Source organism: Schlesneria sphaerica, from assembly GCF_044336245.1.
Lineage (GTDB): Bacteria > Planctomycetota > Planctomycetia > Planctomycetales > Planctomycetaceae > Schlesneria > Schlesneria sphaerica.
The window spans coordinates 6,782,959-6,800,552 of sequence record NZ_CP172346.1; the positions used below are offsets into that span (position 1 = coordinate 6,782,959).

Annotated in this window: 15 protein-coding genes; 9 read left to right on the plus strand and 6 right to left on the minus strand. The window is 55.9% G+C overall.

The window, feature by feature from the left end; all coding sequences use genetic code 11:
* Positions 1-26 precede the first annotated feature (26 nt).
* The 6 genes from ACGY09_RS24350 to ACGY09_RS24375 all read left to right on the plus strand — a co-directional run bounded on the left by ACGY09_RS24350 (position 27) and on the right by ACGY09_RS24375 (position 7,403).
* Complete coding sequence (locus ACGY09_RS24350; RefSeq protein WP_397569788.1) at positions 27-1,094, plus strand: hypothetical protein; 1,068 nt, start codon at positions 27-29, stop codon at positions 1,092-1,094.
* Positions 1,095-1,266: 172 nt separating this feature from the next.
* Positions 1,267-2,187 (plus strand): dihydrodipicolinate synthase family protein, encoded by a 921-nt coding sequence (locus ACGY09_RS24355; protein WP_397569789.1) that lies wholly within the window; start codon positions 1,267-1,269, stop codon positions 2,185-2,187.
* A gap of 89 nt (positions 2,188-2,276) precedes the next feature.
* Positions 2,277-3,932 carry a N,N-dimethylformamidase beta subunit family domain-containing protein gene (locus tag ACGY09_RS24360; protein ID WP_397569790.1) on the plus strand — a complete coding sequence of 552 codons (1,656 nt, stop codon included), beginning with the start codon at positions 2,277-2,279 and terminating at the stop codon, positions 3,930-3,932.
* 22 nt (positions 3,933-3,954) lie between these two features.
* Complete coding sequence (locus ACGY09_RS24365) at positions 3,955-5,316, plus strand: DUF1501 domain-containing protein (RefSeq protein WP_397569791.1); 1,362 nt, start codon at positions 3,955-3,957, stop codon at positions 5,314-5,316.
* A gap of 169 nt (positions 5,317-5,485) precedes the next feature.
* Positions 5,486-6,253, plus strand: coding sequence for a creatininase family protein (locus ACGY09_RS24370; RefSeq protein ID WP_397569792.1), 768 nt, complete (start codon positions 5,486-5,488; stop codon positions 6,251-6,253).
* A 10-nt stretch (positions 6,254-6,263) separates the two neighbouring features.
* Positions 6,264-7,403 (plus strand): mandelate racemase/muconate lactonizing enzyme family protein, encoded by a 1,140-nt coding sequence (locus tag ACGY09_RS24375; protein WP_397569793.1) that lies wholly within the window; start codon positions 6,264-6,266, stop codon positions 7,401-7,403.
* A gap of 123 nt (positions 7,404-7,526) precedes the next feature.
* Here ACGY09_RS24375 and araD1 read toward each other — a convergent pair whose 3' ends face one another.
* Both araD1 and ACGY09_RS24385 read right to left on the minus strand, forming a co-directional pair.
* On the minus strand, positions 7,527-8,567 hold the full coding sequence (gene araD1, locus ACGY09_RS24380; protein ID WP_397569794.1) for an AraD1 family protein: 1,041 nt from the start codon (positions 8,565-8,567) through the stop codon (positions 7,527-7,529).
* Between the two features lie 186 nt (positions 8,568-8,753).
* Positions 8,754-10,343: a N,N-dimethylformamidase beta subunit family domain-containing protein gene (locus ACGY09_RS24385; RefSeq protein WP_397569795.1), complete on the minus strand. Its 1,590-nt coding sequence runs from the start codon at positions 10,341-10,343 to the stop codon at positions 8,754-8,756.
* Positions 10,344-10,553: 210 nt separating this feature from the next.
* On the opposite strand from ACGY09_RS24385, the gene ACGY09_RS24390 reads away from it, so the two are divergent.
* Both ACGY09_RS24390 and ACGY09_RS24395 read left to right on the plus strand, forming a co-directional pair.
* Positions 10,554-11,903 (plus strand): MFS transporter, encoded by a 1,350-nt coding sequence (locus ACGY09_RS24390; protein ID WP_397569796.1) that lies wholly within the window; start codon positions 10,554-10,556, stop codon positions 11,901-11,903.
* Positions 11,890-12,738: an amidohydrolase family protein gene (locus ACGY09_RS24395; protein ID WP_397569797.1), complete on the plus strand. Its 849-nt coding sequence runs from the start codon at positions 11,890-11,892 to the stop codon at positions 12,736-12,738. The genes ACGY09_RS24390 and ACGY09_RS24395 overlap by 14 nt, the downstream gene beginning before the upstream one ends.
* 263 nt (positions 12,739-13,001) lie before the next feature.
* On the opposite strand, the gene ACGY09_RS24400 is transcribed toward ACGY09_RS24395, so the two are convergent.
* The 4 genes from ACGY09_RS24400 to ACGY09_RS24415 form a co-directional block, all read right to left on the minus strand.
* Entirely contained in the window at positions 13,002-14,117 is a 1,116-nt protein-coding gene (locus tag ACGY09_RS24400; protein WP_397569798.1) for a mandelate racemase/muconate lactonizing enzyme family protein, read from the minus strand.
* 606 nt (positions 14,118-14,723) lie between these two features.
* Positions 14,724-14,936, minus strand: coding sequence for a hypothetical protein (locus ACGY09_RS24405; protein WP_397569799.1), 213 nt, complete (start codon positions 14,934-14,936; stop codon positions 14,724-14,726).
* 49 nt (positions 14,937-14,985) lie between these two features.
* Positions 14,986-15,183, minus strand: coding sequence for a hypothetical protein (locus tag ACGY09_RS24410; RefSeq protein ID WP_397569800.1), 198 nt, complete (start codon positions 15,181-15,183; stop codon positions 14,986-14,988).
* Between the two features lie 73 nt (positions 15,184-15,256).
* Positions 15,257-15,763 (minus strand): general stress protein, encoded by a 507-nt coding sequence (locus ACGY09_RS24415; RefSeq protein ID WP_397569801.1) that lies wholly within the window; start codon positions 15,761-15,763, stop codon positions 15,257-15,259.
* A 541-nt stretch (positions 15,764-16,304) separates the two neighbouring features.
* On the opposite strand from ACGY09_RS24415, the gene ACGY09_RS24420 reads away from it, so the two are divergent.
* On the plus strand, positions 16,305-17,591 hold the full coding sequence (locus ACGY09_RS24420) for a Gfo/Idh/MocA family protein (protein WP_397569802.1): 1,287 nt from the start codon (positions 16,305-16,307) through the stop codon (positions 17,589-17,591).
* The last annotated feature ends 3 nt before the right edge of the window (positions 17,592-17,594 follow it).

Sequence of the window (17,594 nt, forward strand, 5' to 3'; positions counted from 1 at the left end):
CGGGAACACTGACAAAGAAGGACTGCATGATGCGAGAAGCTTGTCGTCGACTCTTACTTCTGGGAGTCGTGTTTGGCTCAATGGGACTGGTCGAGGCCGCGGAACCGTCAAGCGATCCGAAATATGAGTGGCAGTTAATTACGATGAAGGCGCCGTGGGTGGCGAGGGACGGAGCGGGAATTCTGAGTTACAAGGGGAAACTGTGGCTCTTAGGTGGATGGAATCCGATCGTCGCCGACCGCCCGTTCTTTCCCTTGATCTGCAATAACGAGGTCTGGTCCTCAGAAGACGGTGCCGACTGGACCCTCGTCAAACCCAACACCTTCAAAGACAAATCATTCGATCCGACCAGCGACTGGGAGGGGCGTCACACCGCTGGATATGTTGTCTACAAAGATCGGATGTGGATCGTCGGTGGCGATTGCAATCAGCGCCACTACCAGAACGATGTCTGGTCCTCGCAGGACGGAAAGACGTGGGACTACGTCAATAAAGGAAAGGATGTTCCCTGGGGGCCGAGGGCTCTGCACTACACCGTGGTGCACAAGGACAAGATCTGGGTCATCGGTGGTCAGACGATGCCTGCGTTTGGTGGTGGAGAAGAAAAATTCTACCGTGACGCCTGGACCACGACGGACGGTGTGAACTGGGAGAAAATTGAACCTGAAGAACCCTGCTGGTCCGTTCGAGGGATGATCGGTGGATCGGCCGTGATGAATGGCCGGATCTGGATCCTCGGCGGAGGGACTTACGACACTCCCACTACGCCTCAACGCAAGTACTACAACGATGTCTGGAGTTCTGAGGACGGGGTTCACTGGAAACTGCACACCTCCAAGGCTGCGTGGCACCCTCGTCAGTACCATGATGTCGCTGTCTGGGACGATCGACTCTGGGTGATGGAGGGATATCACGAAAACGGCGGAAATCGTAAAGATGTCTGGTTTTCGAAGGATGGGACCGACTGGACCGAGCTTCCTGATACGCCCTGGAATCCTCGTCACGCCGCCAGTCTGGTGGTGCATGACGGAAACCTCTGGATGATTGCCGGGAACAACATGCAGCCCGATGTCTGGAAGCTGATCAGGAAATAGTCGTCCCCGCAGCGAAGAATAGAGTCTCAGTGTTACGTCGTCCGGTTGGAAACTGGAATTGCTAATCGCCACGACGTTTGTTTGTTGCACTGCCAGGTTGTCCGGCCTTCGGTCGTGATGAGACCCGGTCGAAACTCATTTATACACTTCATTACGTTGGAAACGCTCGACAATGGACACGCGACGAATGACCCCTGCCTCATTGGCGAACTCAGTGATTGCTGTTCCTCCGTTAGCTCGTGACTCGAATCTGGAACTGAATGTCGCGGAAAATGTCAGGCAGATCCGTCATCTGGAATCGGGTGGCGTGAGAACATTGCTGTATGGCGGAAACGCCGCTCTAGCGCATGTCTCCCTGCGGGAATATCCTTCGCTACTGAAGATGCTGACCGAATCGGCGGGATCAGACACCACCGTCATACCGTCAGTTGGTCCCACCTTCGGCATGATGATGGATCAGGCTGCCATTCTGAGAGAGTTTTCCTTTCCCACTGTGATGCTGTTGCCAAGTCGCGACGGGACGACACCCGCGGGAATTGCCAGCGGCATGAAGCGATTCGTTGATCGGATTGAACGTCCGGCAGTTCTGTATCTCAAACACGAGGAAATGGTCGACGTCGGGACGGTCGTGCAGATGTTTAAAGACGGTCTGATTTCCTGGATCAAGTATGCCATCGTTCGCAAAGACACTCTGAACGATCCTTTTCTGAGTGGATTGATCGATGCGATCGGTCCCACATTGATCGTCAGTGGGATGGGCGAGCAACCGGCTGCCGTGCATTTGCGGCATTTCCACCTCGCTGGCTTCACGTCGGGGTGTGTCTGCATCGCTCCGCGGCTTTCAACGAATATGCTGCGAGCCCTTCAGGCACGGGATGACGAGACTGCTGAGCGGATTCGTCAGCAGTTTGTTCCTTTGGAATCACTGCGAGATTCGATCAACCCCGTGCGGGTACTCCATGACGCCGTGTCACTTTGTGGTGTCAGTCAAACAGGACCCATCACGCCGTTTCTGTCTCCGACGAAAGAATCTGACCAAGCGGCAATTAAGGGAGCAGCGGAGGAACTCTTGCGACTTAATTCGAATTTGTGATCAAAATAGGACCATCAGCAACAAAGCTGGCGTAACGATTTCTTACCGTTCTCGATAGGAACAGCAAAGTCTGAACTGAGGGCCCTGGTGTGCTGATTGGCTATGTCAGTGATGAACGATACGTAGCACTTGCCGACGTACTGCTGGAGTTTCAGTCGGGAGGGCAAACACGGGCGATTGTTCGATCGACTCCCCGAGGAGCGGTCGTAGCGAATCTAGAGCCAGGTGAATACGTCGTTACTCTCGTCAAAGAGGGTTACGGCTCAAAGCATTCTCGCATGACCGTTGATTCCCGCCGCCAACATCACTTTCGCCTGTTATCAGACGGGATCCTGGGTTATGTCTGGCCTCGATCAGTCCAGACGGGGGGGCGATCGGAGTTCCGCGTGCATGCTACCGAGCCTTACCGGCTGAGCCTGTGGCGGTACGGTTGGAAGCGAGAATTCGTCAAACTCCTCGGCTGGTTCGATGAACATGGCCCTCGCGCGGTCATGCAGATTCTGCCCGATGGGGATTTCACCCAGACCGGCGTCGGGTGGAACCGTGTTGGCTATGGAAATAACGCTCATCACACTCAGTTTGTGGTTGGACCGGAAAAGTCAGGGCTCTACTACCTGCACGCCAAAGGGGAACGCACGGGTGAGTTCTTCTCGTTTCCGTGGGTCGTCGCGCCAGCTAAACCGTCGGCCCCGATTGCCATTCTGGCATCGACCAATACCTGGCTTGCCTATAATAACTTTGGTGGCCGCAGCAATTACATCAACGCTCATCAGCTCCCGGACGCGCCAGTCGTCAACGCGCGGCAGGACCTGATCCGTTACACGCATGCAGGCTCGTTCAACGTTTGGGGCTATCAGGACCACGAGTATCTTCCTCTTTCCTTCGAGCGGCCTGAAATCGGGAATGTTGTTCGCGAACACGAAGAAGTGACAGACCCGATCAAAGGACGCCTGACTTGCGGGATGGCACCCGCAGAGTGGCGTCTGCTGGGATGGATGGAGCGGGAAGGATTCGAATACGACTGCTATTCAGAATGGCAACTCCACAATGGAGATCTCGATCTGGACTCGTACAAAATCCTGATGATCAGCGTTCATCCGGAATACTGGTCAAAGCAGATGTACCAAAAGGTCAAGGACTGGGTCTGGAATCGGGGTGGAAAGCTCATTTATCTGGGCGGTAATGGCCTGAACTGTGAGGTCGAGTTTCTGGGAGAAGACCGGCTTCGGTTCAAGACCTATCTCGCCCCCAGTACCGGGGGAGCTCTGGGAATGCCCGACCCTGCGAATCCGGAGATTTATCTGGATAGCAGGATGCATCGTACAGTAGAGTCAGAGGCGAACCTGCTCGGAGTTGTTTGCACCGATACAGGAATTATGACGGCAGCTCCTTATCGAGTGGTGCGGGACGACCATTGGGTTTTCGCCGGAACAGGACTGAAGAATGGAGATCTGTTCGGTGAGAAAAGTCTGCAGGAACGAATTCCTGGTGGTGCGTCCGGCCATGAGACCGACAAGAGGGGGCCACATTCCCCACCGGGGACGGTATTGCTGGCGAAGGGGATCAACTGCGACGACGGGGGTGCCGAAATCGTATGCTATGAAACACAGAGCGGAGGGGCGGTCTTCTCGGCCGGGTCGATCACTTATGTTCCTTGTCTGCTTGTCGACGATGCAATTTCACGGATTACGTCCAACGTGATTACGCGATTCCTGACCATGCCGGATTTCGTGTCAGGCCAATGAGTTGGAGAGAGGAGTGATCCCGATGCTGAATCAATGCTGTGGCCCACATCGCCGCAGGGAGTTCCTGCAAGTCGGTGCGTTAGCTCTCGGTGGCCTGTCATTGTCGGATGTTCTCGCGGCCCGCGCTGCGACAGGGCGGTCGTCTGAACAGACTTCGGTCATCATGCTGTATCTGCATGGCGGTCCGTCACAGCTTGAAACGTACGATCTCAAACCCGAGGCTCCCTCGACATATCGCAGTCTGTTCGGGTCCATCCCCACTAACGTCCCGGGCATTGACATCTGTGAGCACTTCCCTCTTCAGGCGAAGATCGCGGACAAGTTTTCTCTCATTCGCTCGCTGCATCATGACATCGGAATTCATAGCGACGGCGGGATCATTGTTCTGACGGGGAAGCGACCCAGCCGACTCGATCCGACATCGCAGTCGAAGAGCGAGCATCCGGATTTTGGATCGATCGCCAGTAAAGTTCGGGGAATGACTCATAATTCTCTGCCCCCCTACGTGACGCTTCCGATGAAGCCATACATGACGCGCCCAACTTACCTGGGCGTTCATCATGGTCCCTTCGAGGTCGGCGATCCATCGATACCGAACTTTGCACCACCTCATTTGAAGCTCGCGGCGGGATTAGAAGGACAGGGATTGGAAGACCGCAAGAACCTGTTGCGGCATCTCGATCGTTTGCGGGGTAATCTGGATCAAAGCGGAAGTCTTGAGGGAACTGATCAGTTCCGAAATCTGGCTTTCCAAATGCTGACGGCGCCGGAAGTGGCCGACGCCTTCGACATCCAGCGGGAAGACCCAGTGCTGAGAGACAGATACGGCCGAAATCTGTGGGGACAAGGCTGCCTGCTCGCCCGTCGTCTGGCTGAAGCGGGCACTGCGGTCGTGAATCTCTATATCGATACGCCGCAAACGGGTCCTGACTACACGAACTGGGACGATCACAGCGGAAACGCTGGACGCCCAGGGCACTTCGCAGGGTATATGCGCACCCGGTTACCCTATCTCGATCAGGCTCTGTCCGCTTTGATTGAGGATATCTTTCAGCGGGGTGTGGATCGCAAGATCATGGTCGTCGTTGTGGGTGAGTTTGGGCGAACACCGCGTATCGCAACAAACTCGCTCGGCACGGGACGGGATCACTGGCCGGACGCCTACAGCGCCCTTATTTCCGGGGGTGGGCTGCAGATGGGTAAGGTGGTCGGAGCGACCAACTCGAAGGCCGAGTTTCCCACAGAATGCCCGCTGACGCCATTCGATCTGATGGCCACCATCTACCGTCACCTGGGGATTGATCCGCAGGTCTCATTCCCGGACATGGCAGGACGTCCGATTCCCATCCTCGGGGAGGGACACCCGATTCGGGAGTTGATCTGAATCGAGAAAAGAACAATTCTGCGGTAGATGCAAATGTGGTGACCGAGTGCGCTTTCTCGCAAAGGGCTTCTTCGTCCGTGAAGGACAGACATGTGACTCTCTGATTGCTGTCGACGGCGGCTGGTGGCGATGGTTTGTGAAATATGGATAGCTCATCCAGGGAAAAGCGATGACTGAATGCAGACTGCTTGAGGAACTCACTCGAACGGAATCCCGGACGGCCGCCGAGAAGACGCTCGTGGTCTGGCCCGTCGGGGCAATCGAGCAGCACGGACCCCATCTTCCCGTTGGTACAGATACGTTCACCATCGAATTTCTGACCCGCCAAGCGGCCGAGAAAGCCTCTTCCGAGATCTCTGTCCATATCGCCCCGACACTTCCGTTTGGGTCGTCTCACCATCACCTTCCTTTCGGCGGGACAATGTCGCTGACCACCCAGACATATTACCGGATAGTCTATGAATTAGCCGAATCACTGATCGTCTGCGGGTACCGGAAGATTTTCGTCCTGAATGGTCATGGTGGCAATCACGAACTTGTGCAACTGGTGGCGCGGGATCTGGCTCTCAATTATCCCGTGAGCATCGCCGCGGCCTCGTACTGGACGATCGCGTGGGACGCGCTGGTCGAGTTGAACGCACATAATGACTGTCGCTTACCGGGGCACGCGGGCAAATTCGAGACGTCCGTCATGATGGCGTTACGGCCCGATCTGATTCACGAACCACGTCCGCATCGAGACCACACGGGCTCAACGGATCCCCGAGGCTCCGTCCGTCCTTATCGTGCAGAACACCATGGAAGCTGGCAGGCGATCGACGGTTTCACCGATAGCCCTGATCGGGGAACGTCAGAATTGGGTCGGCGCTGGTTGGATGCTACGGTCGACGCCCTTGCAAAAGCGATGGTTGAGTTTGATAGCCAGGCAACAGTGTGAAAGGTCCGAATTGAAGATCGCCAACATCAGAACGCAGCCTGTGCGGATCGGCGTTGACCGTCGAGTTGGGCAGGTACAGAACACAAAGGGATTTCGATTTACCTCTCATATCCTGATGTTGTTTGTGGAGACTGACACCGGACTTATGGGAATCGGTGAAGCCACGGGATCACCCGACTGGAGCGGCGAAACGTGCCTGGGGGCGAAAGCCCTGCTGGAACAGCATCTCATCCCCAAGTTGATTGGTGAAGATCCACGACGAATTCGCCACTGCATGGACAGGCTATCCAAAACATTCGCCAATCCCTTCGCCAAGGCAGGGATCGAAATGGCACTATTTGATCTCCTTGGAAAGTCGCTGAATACGCCCGTCTACCAACTCCTGGGTGGGGCCGTTCGCAGTGCTGATCTACCACTGCGCTTCCCCATTATGCCGGTGGGACCGGAAGAGTCCGCTCTTGTCGGCAAGCGAATGGTTTCAGAAGGGTTCGGGACATTAAAGCTCAAAGTGGGCCACGATCCACTGGAGTATGACCTCGAACGGGTGCGTCAGGTGCGGGAGGCGGTTGGTCCAAAGATTCGACTGACAGTCGATGCGAATGGAGGCTGGAGCGTGAACGAGGCGATTCGCGCGGCGCCTCTGCTGGAAGAATATGGAGTGGTCTTTATCGAGCAACCCGTCCATCGGCTCGATCTTGATGGACTGGCTCGCGTTCGCCAGCACGTTCGTCTCCCTGTTATGGCTGATGAGTCCGTTTTCACGATTCAGGATGCCATCGCCTGTATTCAGAAGGGGGCGGCTGACATTATCAGCGTTTACCCGGGAAAGAACGGCGGACTACTCAATACATTGGCGATCGCCGCATTAGCGGAAGCGGCTGGAGTACACTGTGCGATCGGCAGTAATCTGGAATGGGATGTCGGTTCGGCGGCGATGATTCATGCGTGTATGGCGATTCCGAATATCTGTGTCGAACGCTACGCGGCAGACATCATCGGTCCTGTCTTCCACATAGAACATGCTTGTGAAACGTCCCAGTTGGGCGAACCGGGTTTCGCACGCGCTTCGGCAGACCCCGGCCTCGGCGTGACGTTGAATTCTGAGCGATTGTCGCAGGTTTCGAAGGATCAATATGAGAGCCAGCGATGAAGCACTCTCTCACCGTGCCGTCGACATAAGTCTTTCCGACACCTGCCGAGAGTCGCGTCCGCTTCACCGTCCGTCTCCAGGTGACGATGGTGAGGCGGCGGGAATAAAAATAATTTGTCGGAATCAGATCGGCATGACCCGGATCGGCATGCCTTCCAGCTCATTCCCCACAGTCACCGTATTGACGAGCGGTTCAGAGAATCCGGGCGCTGAGATCTCGATGCGGTCACCCGCTTCATACTTCCACGTACGGGTACCGAAACTCAGTTTACTGGTTCCGAAAAAGTGAAGATGAATGTCGCCAGGATGCCGGTGCTGCGCGTACTTAAAGTGATGATCCTCGATGTTCTGGAGTGAATGGCACATGTGCTCTTCACCAGACAGCAATTCTCCGCTGTCGTAGATTTGCAGACCCTCTCGAGTTACCGAGCAGCGCAGTCGGATGTCAGAAAAGTCTTCAGTGACCTGAATGGACGGGCCGATGGCGCAAACGCGGAGTTTGGAAGGAGCGAGATACAGGTAGTTGATCTTTTCCGTGGCGTGATCCGACCATTCATTGCCGAGAGCGAATCCGATTCGACGTGGCTGCCCTGCAGGGTCCATGATGTAACAGCCGACGATCTCGGGCTCTTCTCCCCCATCCAGTGCATAAGCCGGAAGATCGAGTTCTGCCAGGGGGCCAAGCAAATTGTACCCGTTCCCCTTGTAGAACCACTCAGGTGCAACCCCTCGTTGATCCCCTTGCGGGCGACCTCCCTGCAGTCCCATGGCGAACATTCGGGCTGAGTCGGTCTGAGGTTCGGTTGTGGCCGCACCACCATGCATCTGGTCTCGTGACTGAACACTTCCCAAGTGAGATAGCCCTGTTCCACTGATCAGCAGGCGAGCTGGTTCGGGGTGGTCAATCGGCGCAATCAGGTACGGATCAGGACCACCGGGAATCGCTTTCAGTAGATTTGCATAGGCATAAGTGTCGGGCTGATTTCCCGTCGTGAGTTTTTGCACAACGTCGCCCAGACGGAGATTCTGGGTTATCGCCCGTTGGATCAGGTCATACACAGTCCGACAGTCGGCAGCGACGGACGTCAGGTCGATGACACCCCCATCACGAATGTACCCGACGCGTCGACCGTTACTGGGGAGAACGAACTGGACAAGCTGCATGTTGATCTCATGAAACAATGAACAAGAGCGGCCTCGACTTGGGCCTGCTGTCAGTCTGGTCGGAAGTGCGTTAGTGAGACATGGATGCCGTGCATACCCTTCAGTCACCCCACGTTAACGGAGCTATTCATCAGATTCTGAGCGTCTTGGGCAGCTATTGATTCCGGGGATTCGGTGTAGCTGCTTTCATTCTTCAATGAATCGCCGGATGACATTTTCCGTAATCTGCGCGACATGTTCATCGACGGGAAGGCTGCTGACCCACGAAATTGACCCTACCGAGAAGACACTTCCACCCTTGGAAGTCTCGAAATGGACCATTTCGGCCCCTCCGTCATCGGGGTTAAGTCCTTTGGCCAGCAACCTGGAATCGGGCGGAGAACTCGCCGAAATCTTATCTGTCTCGTGCCCGGAGGCTCCGCCGGGGCAGCGCATATGCAGTGACCTGGTGCCGAACAAGTCACCATTATTCAAACCGGTGTCATCAAACGCCCAGTGATTATTATCGACGACCTCGTAGGGGGCTCCCGTCATGATCCCGGTGGGCGTGAAGACAACTCCGAGAAGACTTGCCTCGGATTCATGTCGAAGAGCGAGCCGGCTTTCACCGCCCACACCGTCAACATCGAGTCCTGTAATCTCGCCATTATGTACGACCATGGCTGACCCCTGTAGAGTCACTTCGCAGTTCAGTCCGTTGCCGCCGAGATAGATTAAACGTCCACCTTCTTCGAAGACCCATTTCTTGACACGGTCATACATCTTTCGTGTCCAGTACTCTGGATGAACGGCTGTGATGAGTGCTCGATAAGCCTGCAGATCGAGGGTTTCGTCATCGAGCTGAGTTTCGCCGTAAAAGTCATAGGCCAGCCCTTGCCGTTCCAGCCAGCCCAGCAATCGCCATTCGGCTGGGGCAAGGTGGCACGCCTGCCGGCCATGAATGGGGTCGGTGATCTGAGTATCGAAGTCGATGTGGTTGAACGGTTCGGGCCGGTCAAACGACAGCGGCGCATAGGATGGCCAGTTCCATGTGAGGAACCGCGGATCGCAGTAACGAACCAGATCGTAACGCGAATTGACCGTCGGTGTGGGGGGGAGCTTATCGGCACTAATATAATTGCTGCGGCCACCGAAACTGTTATAGGAGTTCCAGGTAATATTGCTTCCAAGGACAGCCAGGGGGGCGACTGGAGTACGAGGCGCCACAATCCAGGGAAACGAGAACTTTAGTCCGGAAGCTGTCTGCGCACGAAAATAGTAGAGCCCGGATAATTCCGGCGCCTCGACATACTGTTTGTGAGCTTCATTTGTATAGCCTACACTGTTCCATTTGACTCCTGTCTGTGTGTAGTCACCATCCGGCGTGACCTGCATTGTGGCACGGGGCCCATGTTCATCGTGCCAGCCGAGACTCTTGACGAGTTCAGGCTTCCAGCCGTATCGCCAGAGTTCGAGCTGATAGGGTTCGACGGAGTGGACTCGAAACTCGCTGGATTCGCCGCTTCTCACCCACTTTGGCCATGCATACCCGCTCAATCCATCGCTCAGCAGGCGGAACTGGTGCGGGACTGCAAGTGGAACGCTCACCTGGCTGCGCTTCGCACCGTATCCTGGCTTCTGCAGTGTGACCGTATACTTGCCCGCCGGAATAGCCAGATGCACCGAACCGGTGGCTCTGGAACGGGTTTCCCAAGACGAACCCTCTTCGTTGACGAATTCTAACACAACGTCAGCGAGCGCTACATAGCGTTCGTCACTCACGTAGCCAATCAGCATGTTTCGGGCTCACAAAATCTGCATGGAGGAGTAGTGAACGAGGTTACGGCGATCCGAAGTTGCGCGTTCCGCAGGTCAGAATCGCAGTTGTGTTCCTTGATGCATGGAGTGCTTAAGGTAACAATAACGATCTTGTTTATGCCAGCGACGAATCATCTCTTTTTCCAAGCGGCTTCCCATCTGCTCGGCCACTCTTTCAAGGTTCAGCTCATGTCGGATGTTGTCACGGAAACAACGGTTCCCGAAGTTATGGACTCGGCCCCTGCGACAGGTACGAGATTTGTCGTTTTAGCCGTGCTGTGTCTGTTGTCAGGTGTGCTGTATCTCGATCGCATCTGCATTTCGCAGGCACTCCCCTCAATTCAGCAGGACCTGAAGCTTTCGAACACGGAAACGAGCTTTATCCTGATGGCCTTCACTTTGGCCTATGGGCTGTTCGAGGTTCCGACCGGACGATGGGGCGACGTACTGGGGGGGCGTCGTGTGTTGACCCGGATCTCGTTGTGGTGGTCTGCGTTCACGGCGCTCACGGGGGCCTGCACTCACCTGTGGATGATGGTGGTTGTACGGTTCTTATTTGGGGCCGGAGAAGCGGGAGCCTTTCCCAACGTCGCCCGGGTCATGTCGCGCTGGTTTCCCGACGAGGAACGGGGGCGGGCACAAGGATTTCTGTTAGCGGCATCGCAAATTGGTGGAGCGTTAGCTCCTTTTCTAGCAGCAATTCTCATCAGTCAGTTTGGTTGGAGATGGACGTTCGTCCTGTTCGGGGCAGTCGGGGTCGTCTGGGCGGTGGGCTTCTGGTTATGGTTTCGTGATGATCCGGCAAAGCATTGGGGAGTAAACGCAGCAGAAGTCGAACTGATTGGCAGAAGAGCGACCTCTCAAAATGTACATACTGCAATCCCCTGGGAACTCGTCGCAAAAAATCCAAGCATCTGGTTCTTAAGTCTGATAATGGTTTTCGGAACGTTTAACAGTTACATCTATTTTTCGTGGTTCCCGACCTATCTGGTCAAAGGTCGGGGCGTCGATCAAATTCAGGCTGGCTGGATGGCTTCGACGGTCCTTGCTTCTTCGGCGGTGGGAACATTCTTCGGCGGTATCATTCTCGATCGTTTCCTGGGATCCGGTCGCCAGGACCGTCAGCGAGTCTTTGCGCGGACTGCATTTTTCGCGGCCGCCATCTTTCTGAGCGTCGCTTTAATGAGTCGCGAGCCCTGGCTCGCTACGATCTGTTGTTCACTTTCCTGTTTTCTGACCCAGTCGACTCAACCTCTCTGGTGGTCCTGTGCAATCGGCATCAGCGGTAGACATGTGGGAGCACTGTTTGGACTAATGAATTCTGCAGGAGTTTTTGGAGGACTGAGTTCTCAGTACCTGGTGGGTAGTATCGCGGACTGGCTGGGAAAGCACGGCTATACGGGGCGCGTCCAATGGGACCCCATCTTTTATATTGATATTGGTGTGCTGATCGTAGCGGGGTTGCTCTGGGCAAATTTCAGGTTCGTCCCCGTAGAACCCCCAGAAGAAATCGGAGAACTCGCCAATGCCACTCATTGACGTCCATAGCCACTTCTGGCGATATCCCGATCACTTTCAGGATGATTTCCGCCAGCAGGCGAAACGTGCCAAAGCCGGGGTCGAAATGGATTTGACCGTCCGCTTTGAAGACTATCAGCGCCAGTCTGTGCCTGGTGTGAGATCCATTGTTTTCGGAGGCAAGGCACAATTGTCAGGCCTCTGGGTCGATGATCGGGATATTCACGATTATGTCGCGGCTCATCCTGAACAGTTGATTGGGTTCCTTTCGCTTGATCCGACCCAGCCAGGCTGGGAGAAGGAGATGCATTTTGGACATCAGGAACTTGGCCTGCGAGGGATCAAGCTGATGCCGATGTATGCCGGCTTCCTGCCTCAGGACGAACGACTCGATCCACTCTGGAAATACGCTGAGAAACACCGCCTCCCCGTTCTGCTCCATACCGGTACGACGTTTATCTCACAGGCTCCGATCGAGTGCACCCTACCGCGACATCTCGATCCCGTTGCCACGAAGTATCCTGAAGTCCGCATGATTCTGGCTCACCTGGGGCACCCTTACGAGGGAGAATGTATTGCGGTGATTCGTAAGCATCCTCACTTGTACGCGGATATTTCCGCGCTTCACTACCGTCCATTCCAGTTTTATCACAGCCTGATGCTCGTGCAGGAATACGGGGTGTGGGACAAGTTGCTGTTTGGTACCGATTACCCTTTTACTACCGTTAATGCGACTCTTGACGGCCTCCGCAACCTCAACAAGATGCTGGAGGGGACTGCCCTGCCCCGTCTGAACGAGGCCGCGATCAAGCGACTTATCGACCGGGATAGCCTGCCGTTGCTGGGACTGAACTGAGGCAGCGACGGACAGCATTCAGAGCGGATACGAGAATGACCCGTATCCGGTCTGAGTGCCATGCGCTAGTGACAGCGTCATCCCGGTCGAGCGCTTGTTTTGCGCGCAGGCTCGGTCTTAGCTGAAAATTGCGATGTCTTAAAGCCGAGACTTCCAATCCGTCGAAGATCGTGGGACCGGCGAGCACCGCCTGCCAGTCCCATCGTCTATTTGGCGACTTAATTCGTTGGCCGATATCCGTTCGCCCATCGAGAAATCCGCCTTCAACCGACGCGCCACTTCTGGAGTTGTTTCTCATCCAGCGTCACGCCGAGGCCAGGACCCATGGGACAAACCGCAGCGGGAGGACCCAACTCCAACGGTGCGGTCAGGAGATCGGCCTGATGGTAAATAGGACCGACAAGGTCGGCGGGGTACGTTTCGCTTTCGATCGTCGGCAATGCGGCGGCCAAGTGAAGCATTGCTGCCGTTGCGATCCCCAGTTCGAGGTTACTGCCAATGGCGCAAGAGATCCCGGCAGCCTTGGCGACGTTGACGATCTCGACGGTCCCGGCAATCCCCCCATGCTTTCCAGGATAAACGCTCAGAATATCAGCTCCGCCTGCCGCGCAGACATTCCAGGCATCCGTCAGCGTAAACACGCTTTCATCCGCCATGATCTGCATTGGGACCGAAGCACGCAGCGCCCCCATCGCAGCAGGATCGTTCGGCGGAATTGGTTGTTCCGCGAGCAGGATATTGAGGTCAGCCATCCGCTGGAGTGTGTGGCGTGCGGTCGTGATGTTCCAGCCGCAGTTGGAATCAATCGTAATGGGAATATTGGGTCCAGCAACTTCCCGCACAGCCCGCACCCGAGCGATATCATCTTCTGCGTTGATGCCGGTCTTTACCTTCAGGCAGGTGACACCCATATTCAGAAAGCGTTCTGCAAGCTGAACCGCCGTCGGAATGTCGAGAGCTCCGATCACTAACTTGATCCGCATCTTCTCGCGAACGGGCCCCCCCAGGAGCTGGCAGATCGGCATATTCGCCGCTTTTCCGGCGATATCCCAGAGTGCCATTTCGATCGCGGCTTTGGTGAAGGGGTTCAGTTTGACGACGCGATCCATGCGATGCCGAAGTCGCGTAATATCGAGAGGATTCTGCCCGACGACTGCCGGCGCAAGAAGCTGTTCGATCACGCTGATACAGGTGGCACTTGTCTCACCTGTCCAGCGTGGCGCTACCGTCGCCTCTCCCAAGCCGATTAACCCCTGGTCCGTATGCACGCGAACGATGACATAGTTGGAAACCGCGTGCACGCCGTGAGCAGTCTTCGTTGAAAACCCTTCTTTGAGGGGAATCTCGACGGGAATCGTTTCGATGCGTTCGATTTTCATAGAGACCTTCAGTTAATCAAGTGCCCGACGCGGATCTCAAGGACCCGACCCCGTAATCACACTCTGCAACAGACTCACATGTTTCGTCGACCGAGCTAACCTCTATAGCCACTTTGCAGACCATTTTCTACGTCCGCAGGTCACGATCATCAGGCTGTTAAAACTGCAGGTCAACCGGACCCGATGTAGGTCGTTGTAAAATATCGGAAGTCCGCAGAAAATGATCCCTGGTCGCAGCGCTCAGGCAATGGGGACTGATGGGGAACCTCGGAGTTCGGCGGATAGATTGGCCGCGTGCAAGAGATCTCGGTGTGTAATATCCGAGGCAGCGACTTTCTCCGGGAACAGAGAGCGCGAAACTCGGTCGGCCCCTTACGTCAGGGGCCGCCGCATTAGCAGCGTGAGACGTCACACTTGGAAGTGGTGAGATCTCCTCAATTGTCCTAGCGCCTCGCTCGGGTTCACACCTGACGTAGCGGGTTGCGCTGCTCGCAGGCCTCGAAAATCAGCGGGGCCGTGCGGAGCTGTTTAATCAACAGCTCCTCGGCCACCTGCTTGCTCACGCTCACTCTGACTTCAGAGATACCTTAATTCATGTGCAGAGATCTACTTAGACCCATCAGGAGGTTGCGGATCGGCACCGGGGACGAACCCCGAATCTTTGCCACCCCGTGCGATCCCCTTTCCTGTCGCAATACGCTCACCCCGGTCAACGGCGGGAACGTCTTCAACGGAATCGGGCTCACGCTCGGTGGTCTGCTGGAGTTTTTGTTTCGGGGTCTGTTTGGTATCGGACTGCGTTGGTGTCGGCTTGGTCATCGGAGGTCCTCTCTTGATTGATTAAACGGAATCCCAACGCGCACAAAATTCAGGGTGCCGTGATGGGCTTCTTCCCTTCCGCAGCTTCTGTCGGTTTCTCATCCGTCCGCCCACGCGCTGAGTTATCTTTTGCGTTCTGACCAGACTGACCCGGTTGTTGCGGTGGGGAACAACAGTCATTACCGGGCAGGTTTCGAGGATCAACCATCGCTTTCCCTTCTCGTGGTGGCTCTTGTTGAGTACTCACTTTTTATTCCTTTCCAACATGGTTTGTGCCGCAATCCGGCAAAACGACAGTGAACGTCGTGGCGACACGTACTTCAGACAGCCGACGTTGTCGCGCCCGCTTCGACCTGGCGGCGGTGTTCAATGATGGCCCGTGCCGTGTCTGCTCGATCACCCGCAGTGACGGTCACGACCACTTTGCCGGCCTGGAACTCATCCTCTACCATCTGGGCATCTTCGTTTGTGAAGCCGAGCCCGATCAGTGCACCCAGGAGTCCCCCTGATCCAGCACCGACGGCCGCACTGGAGAGAATGGCCGTCAGGGTTCCGCCGACGAGAGCCGGGCCGATTCCAGGGAGGATACCTCCCAGAATCGCCAGCCCCCAGAGGGCTCCTGCACCCAGTCCCGTTGCGGCACCGGCGGCCGCAGTCTTGGCTGCATCATCGGTAAAGGTCGTCGTAGGTTCTTCCGAGGGGGCTACAAAGCCAAGATGCGCCTCGGTGAATCCCCCACGCTTCAGATCGTTAATGGCATCCTGTGCAGCCTCGAGTGTATCGAAGACGCCGACAACCGACTCGTTAGCTTGGACGATTGGATTCATTGTCTTTCTCCTCTGTGCAGCCCGCTCGATGGGAGTATTTTTCCTGGGGACGGAAGAGTCGCAATTGTCATACCGATGAGCTAACTCAGCGCCGCAGTGTGGAGATCCCCCCTGCTCGCACGCTGTTCCGGGTCGAAACTGATTGGTAACAGACCAGAGCGGCATGGGGGACAGCATCGGGACCATTGCTCCCTTCGGTCGCGGTTCCTGTACTCATTTGAATGCGACAACAGGATCCCCGACGCCGAATTCGAGCGCAGTCCAGCCGCATCCCGGTGGGGGCCACGCTGTCAGGTGGCAGCGTGGGGTTGCGGAACGGTAACGGCGATGACTTGCGAGCGGGGTCTAACTTACATCGGTCATTTCGCGGGACCCCACACCGTCGATTGATTGCCGTTCGACTGTTCGAAGTTGTAGACTGAATCGAAACACATCTCTCCATTTGACCTGTCTGTATTTGTAGACACTCGTCCGCTTTCCTTGCGGACAGTGATGAGATCCGTCGATTGCGTATCGCCTGTTGGCTCGAAAGGTGGCCGGAATGGTTTCACGTCCGCAAGCAGCATCTCGCCGGCAATTTCTCCGGGCCGTCGCCTCTTCAGTCGCTCTCGGTACCGTCACCCGGTCTGTGGGCGCGCTGGACCGGTTGGGTGTGAACGAAGAAATTCGCGTCGGGGCCATCGGCGTTGGTGGACGAGCCTCCCTCCTGCTGCAGCAGCTACCCGAGTCTGCGAAGATCGTGGCGCTGTGTGACTGCAATCGGGCGCGAGCCGAGAAGTTTAAAGAAAAACAGAATGGGGCCTGGCCCGTCTATCAGGATTATCAGCGGCTCCTTGAGCGAAAAGATATTGACGCTGTGATTGTCGCGACAGGCGAATTTCAACGAGTCCTGCCGTGCATTCATGCCTGTCAGGCGGGGAAGGACGTCTATGCCGAAAAGCCTTTGACGCTTTATGTCAGCGAAGGTCGGGCCCTGGTGAATGCGGTCCGCAAAACGGAACGCGTCCTGCAGGTCGGTTCGCAGCAGCGGTCGATGGCGATGAATCGGATCGCATGTGAGTTTATCCGGAGTGGTGGACTCGGAAAAATCCTGAAAGTGCAGGCCATTAACTATGGCGGACCGGAAGCCTCGCCCGCAAAAACACCTGACGCGGTCGACGTTCCCGAGGGACTCGACTGGAACATGTGGCTCAACCAGGCGGAATCGCGCCCCTTTAATCCCGAGTGGATGTCGTGGATGCGCTGGCGCGACTTTGCCGGAGGAGAAATGACCAACTGGGGTGCTCACGGAGTCGACCAGATTCAATGGGCGCTGGGGATGGATGACACCGGTCCGGTTGAACTGAAACCTTTATCAGAAGGTCCCAACGGGCAAGTCTTCATGAAGTACGCCAACGGGATCGAAGTTCACTTCGTGATCGAGCCCGGTCGAGGGCCGATGGGTGGGGCGATCTTTATCGGCGAAAAAGGAAAGCTGGAGATCAATCGAAACAAGTTCGCGTCCAATCCCCCGGAGATCGCCGAGAATCTGAAGAAGATGGTCGACGTCGACGAGGAAGAACGGAAATGGAGTGACAATCTTGCCCTCTGGCAGGCGCGGTGGCATATGCAGGACTGGCTCGATTGTATTCGTACTCGAAAGAGACCAGTTGCCGATGTCGAAATCGGCCACCGGTCTGTGACGGTCTGTCATCTGGCGAACATCACTCGTGCGGCTGGACGTCCCCTCCGCTGGGACCCCGTCAAGGAACAGTTCGCGGACGACAAGTCCGCGAATGAGTACCTGACTCGTGCTCGCCGCAAGGGATTTGAATTACCGACGATTTAGTCG

Excerpts from the sequence above, each read along its gene's own strand:
- ACGY09_RS24350 (WP_397569788.1), top strand. The coding sequence starts at position 27 with ATGATGCGAGAAGCTTGTCGTCGACTCTTACTTCTGGGAGTCGTGTTT.
- ACGY09_RS24355 (WP_397569789.1), top strand. The coding sequence starts at position 1,267 with ATGGACACGCGACGAATGACCCCTGCCTCATTGGCGAACTCAGTGATT.
- ACGY09_RS24365 (WP_397569791.1), top strand. The coding sequence starts at position 3,955 with ATGCTGAATCAATGCTGTGGCCCACATCGCCGCAGGGAGTTCCTGCAA.
- ACGY09_RS24370 (WP_397569792.1), top strand. The coding sequence starts at position 5,486 with ATGACTGAATGCAGACTGCTTGAGGAACTCACTCGAACGGAATCCCGG.
- araD1 (WP_397569794.1), bottom strand. The coding sequence starts at position 8,567 with ATGCAGCTTGTCCAGTTCGTTCTCCCCAGTAACGGTCGACGCGTCGGG.
- ACGY09_RS24385 (WP_397569795.1), bottom strand. The coding sequence starts at position 10,343 with ATGCTGATTGGCTACGTGAGTGACGAACGCTATGTAGCGCTCGCTGAC.
- ACGY09_RS24390 (WP_397569796.1), top strand. The coding sequence starts at position 10,554 with ATGTCGGATGTTGTCACGGAAACAACGGTTCCCGAAGTTATGGACTCG.
- ACGY09_RS24395 (WP_397569797.1), top strand. The coding sequence starts at position 11,890 with ATGCCACTCATTGACGTCCATAGCCACTTCTGGCGATATCCCGATCAC.
- ACGY09_RS24400 (WP_397569798.1), bottom strand. The coding sequence starts at position 14,117 with ATGAAAATCGAACGCATCGAAACGATTCCCGTCGAGATTCCCCTCAAA.
- ACGY09_RS24405 (WP_397569799.1), bottom strand. The coding sequence starts at position 14,936 with ATGACCAAGCCGACACCAACGCAGTCCGATACCAAACAGACCCCGAAA.
- ACGY09_RS24415 (WP_397569801.1), bottom strand. The coding sequence starts at position 15,763 with ATGAATCCAATCGTCCAAGCTAACGAGTCGGTTGTCGGCGTCTTCGAT.
- ACGY09_RS24420 (WP_397569802.1), top strand. The coding sequence starts at position 16,305 with ATGGTTTCACGTCCGCAAGCAGCATCTCGCCGGCAATTTCTCCGGGCC.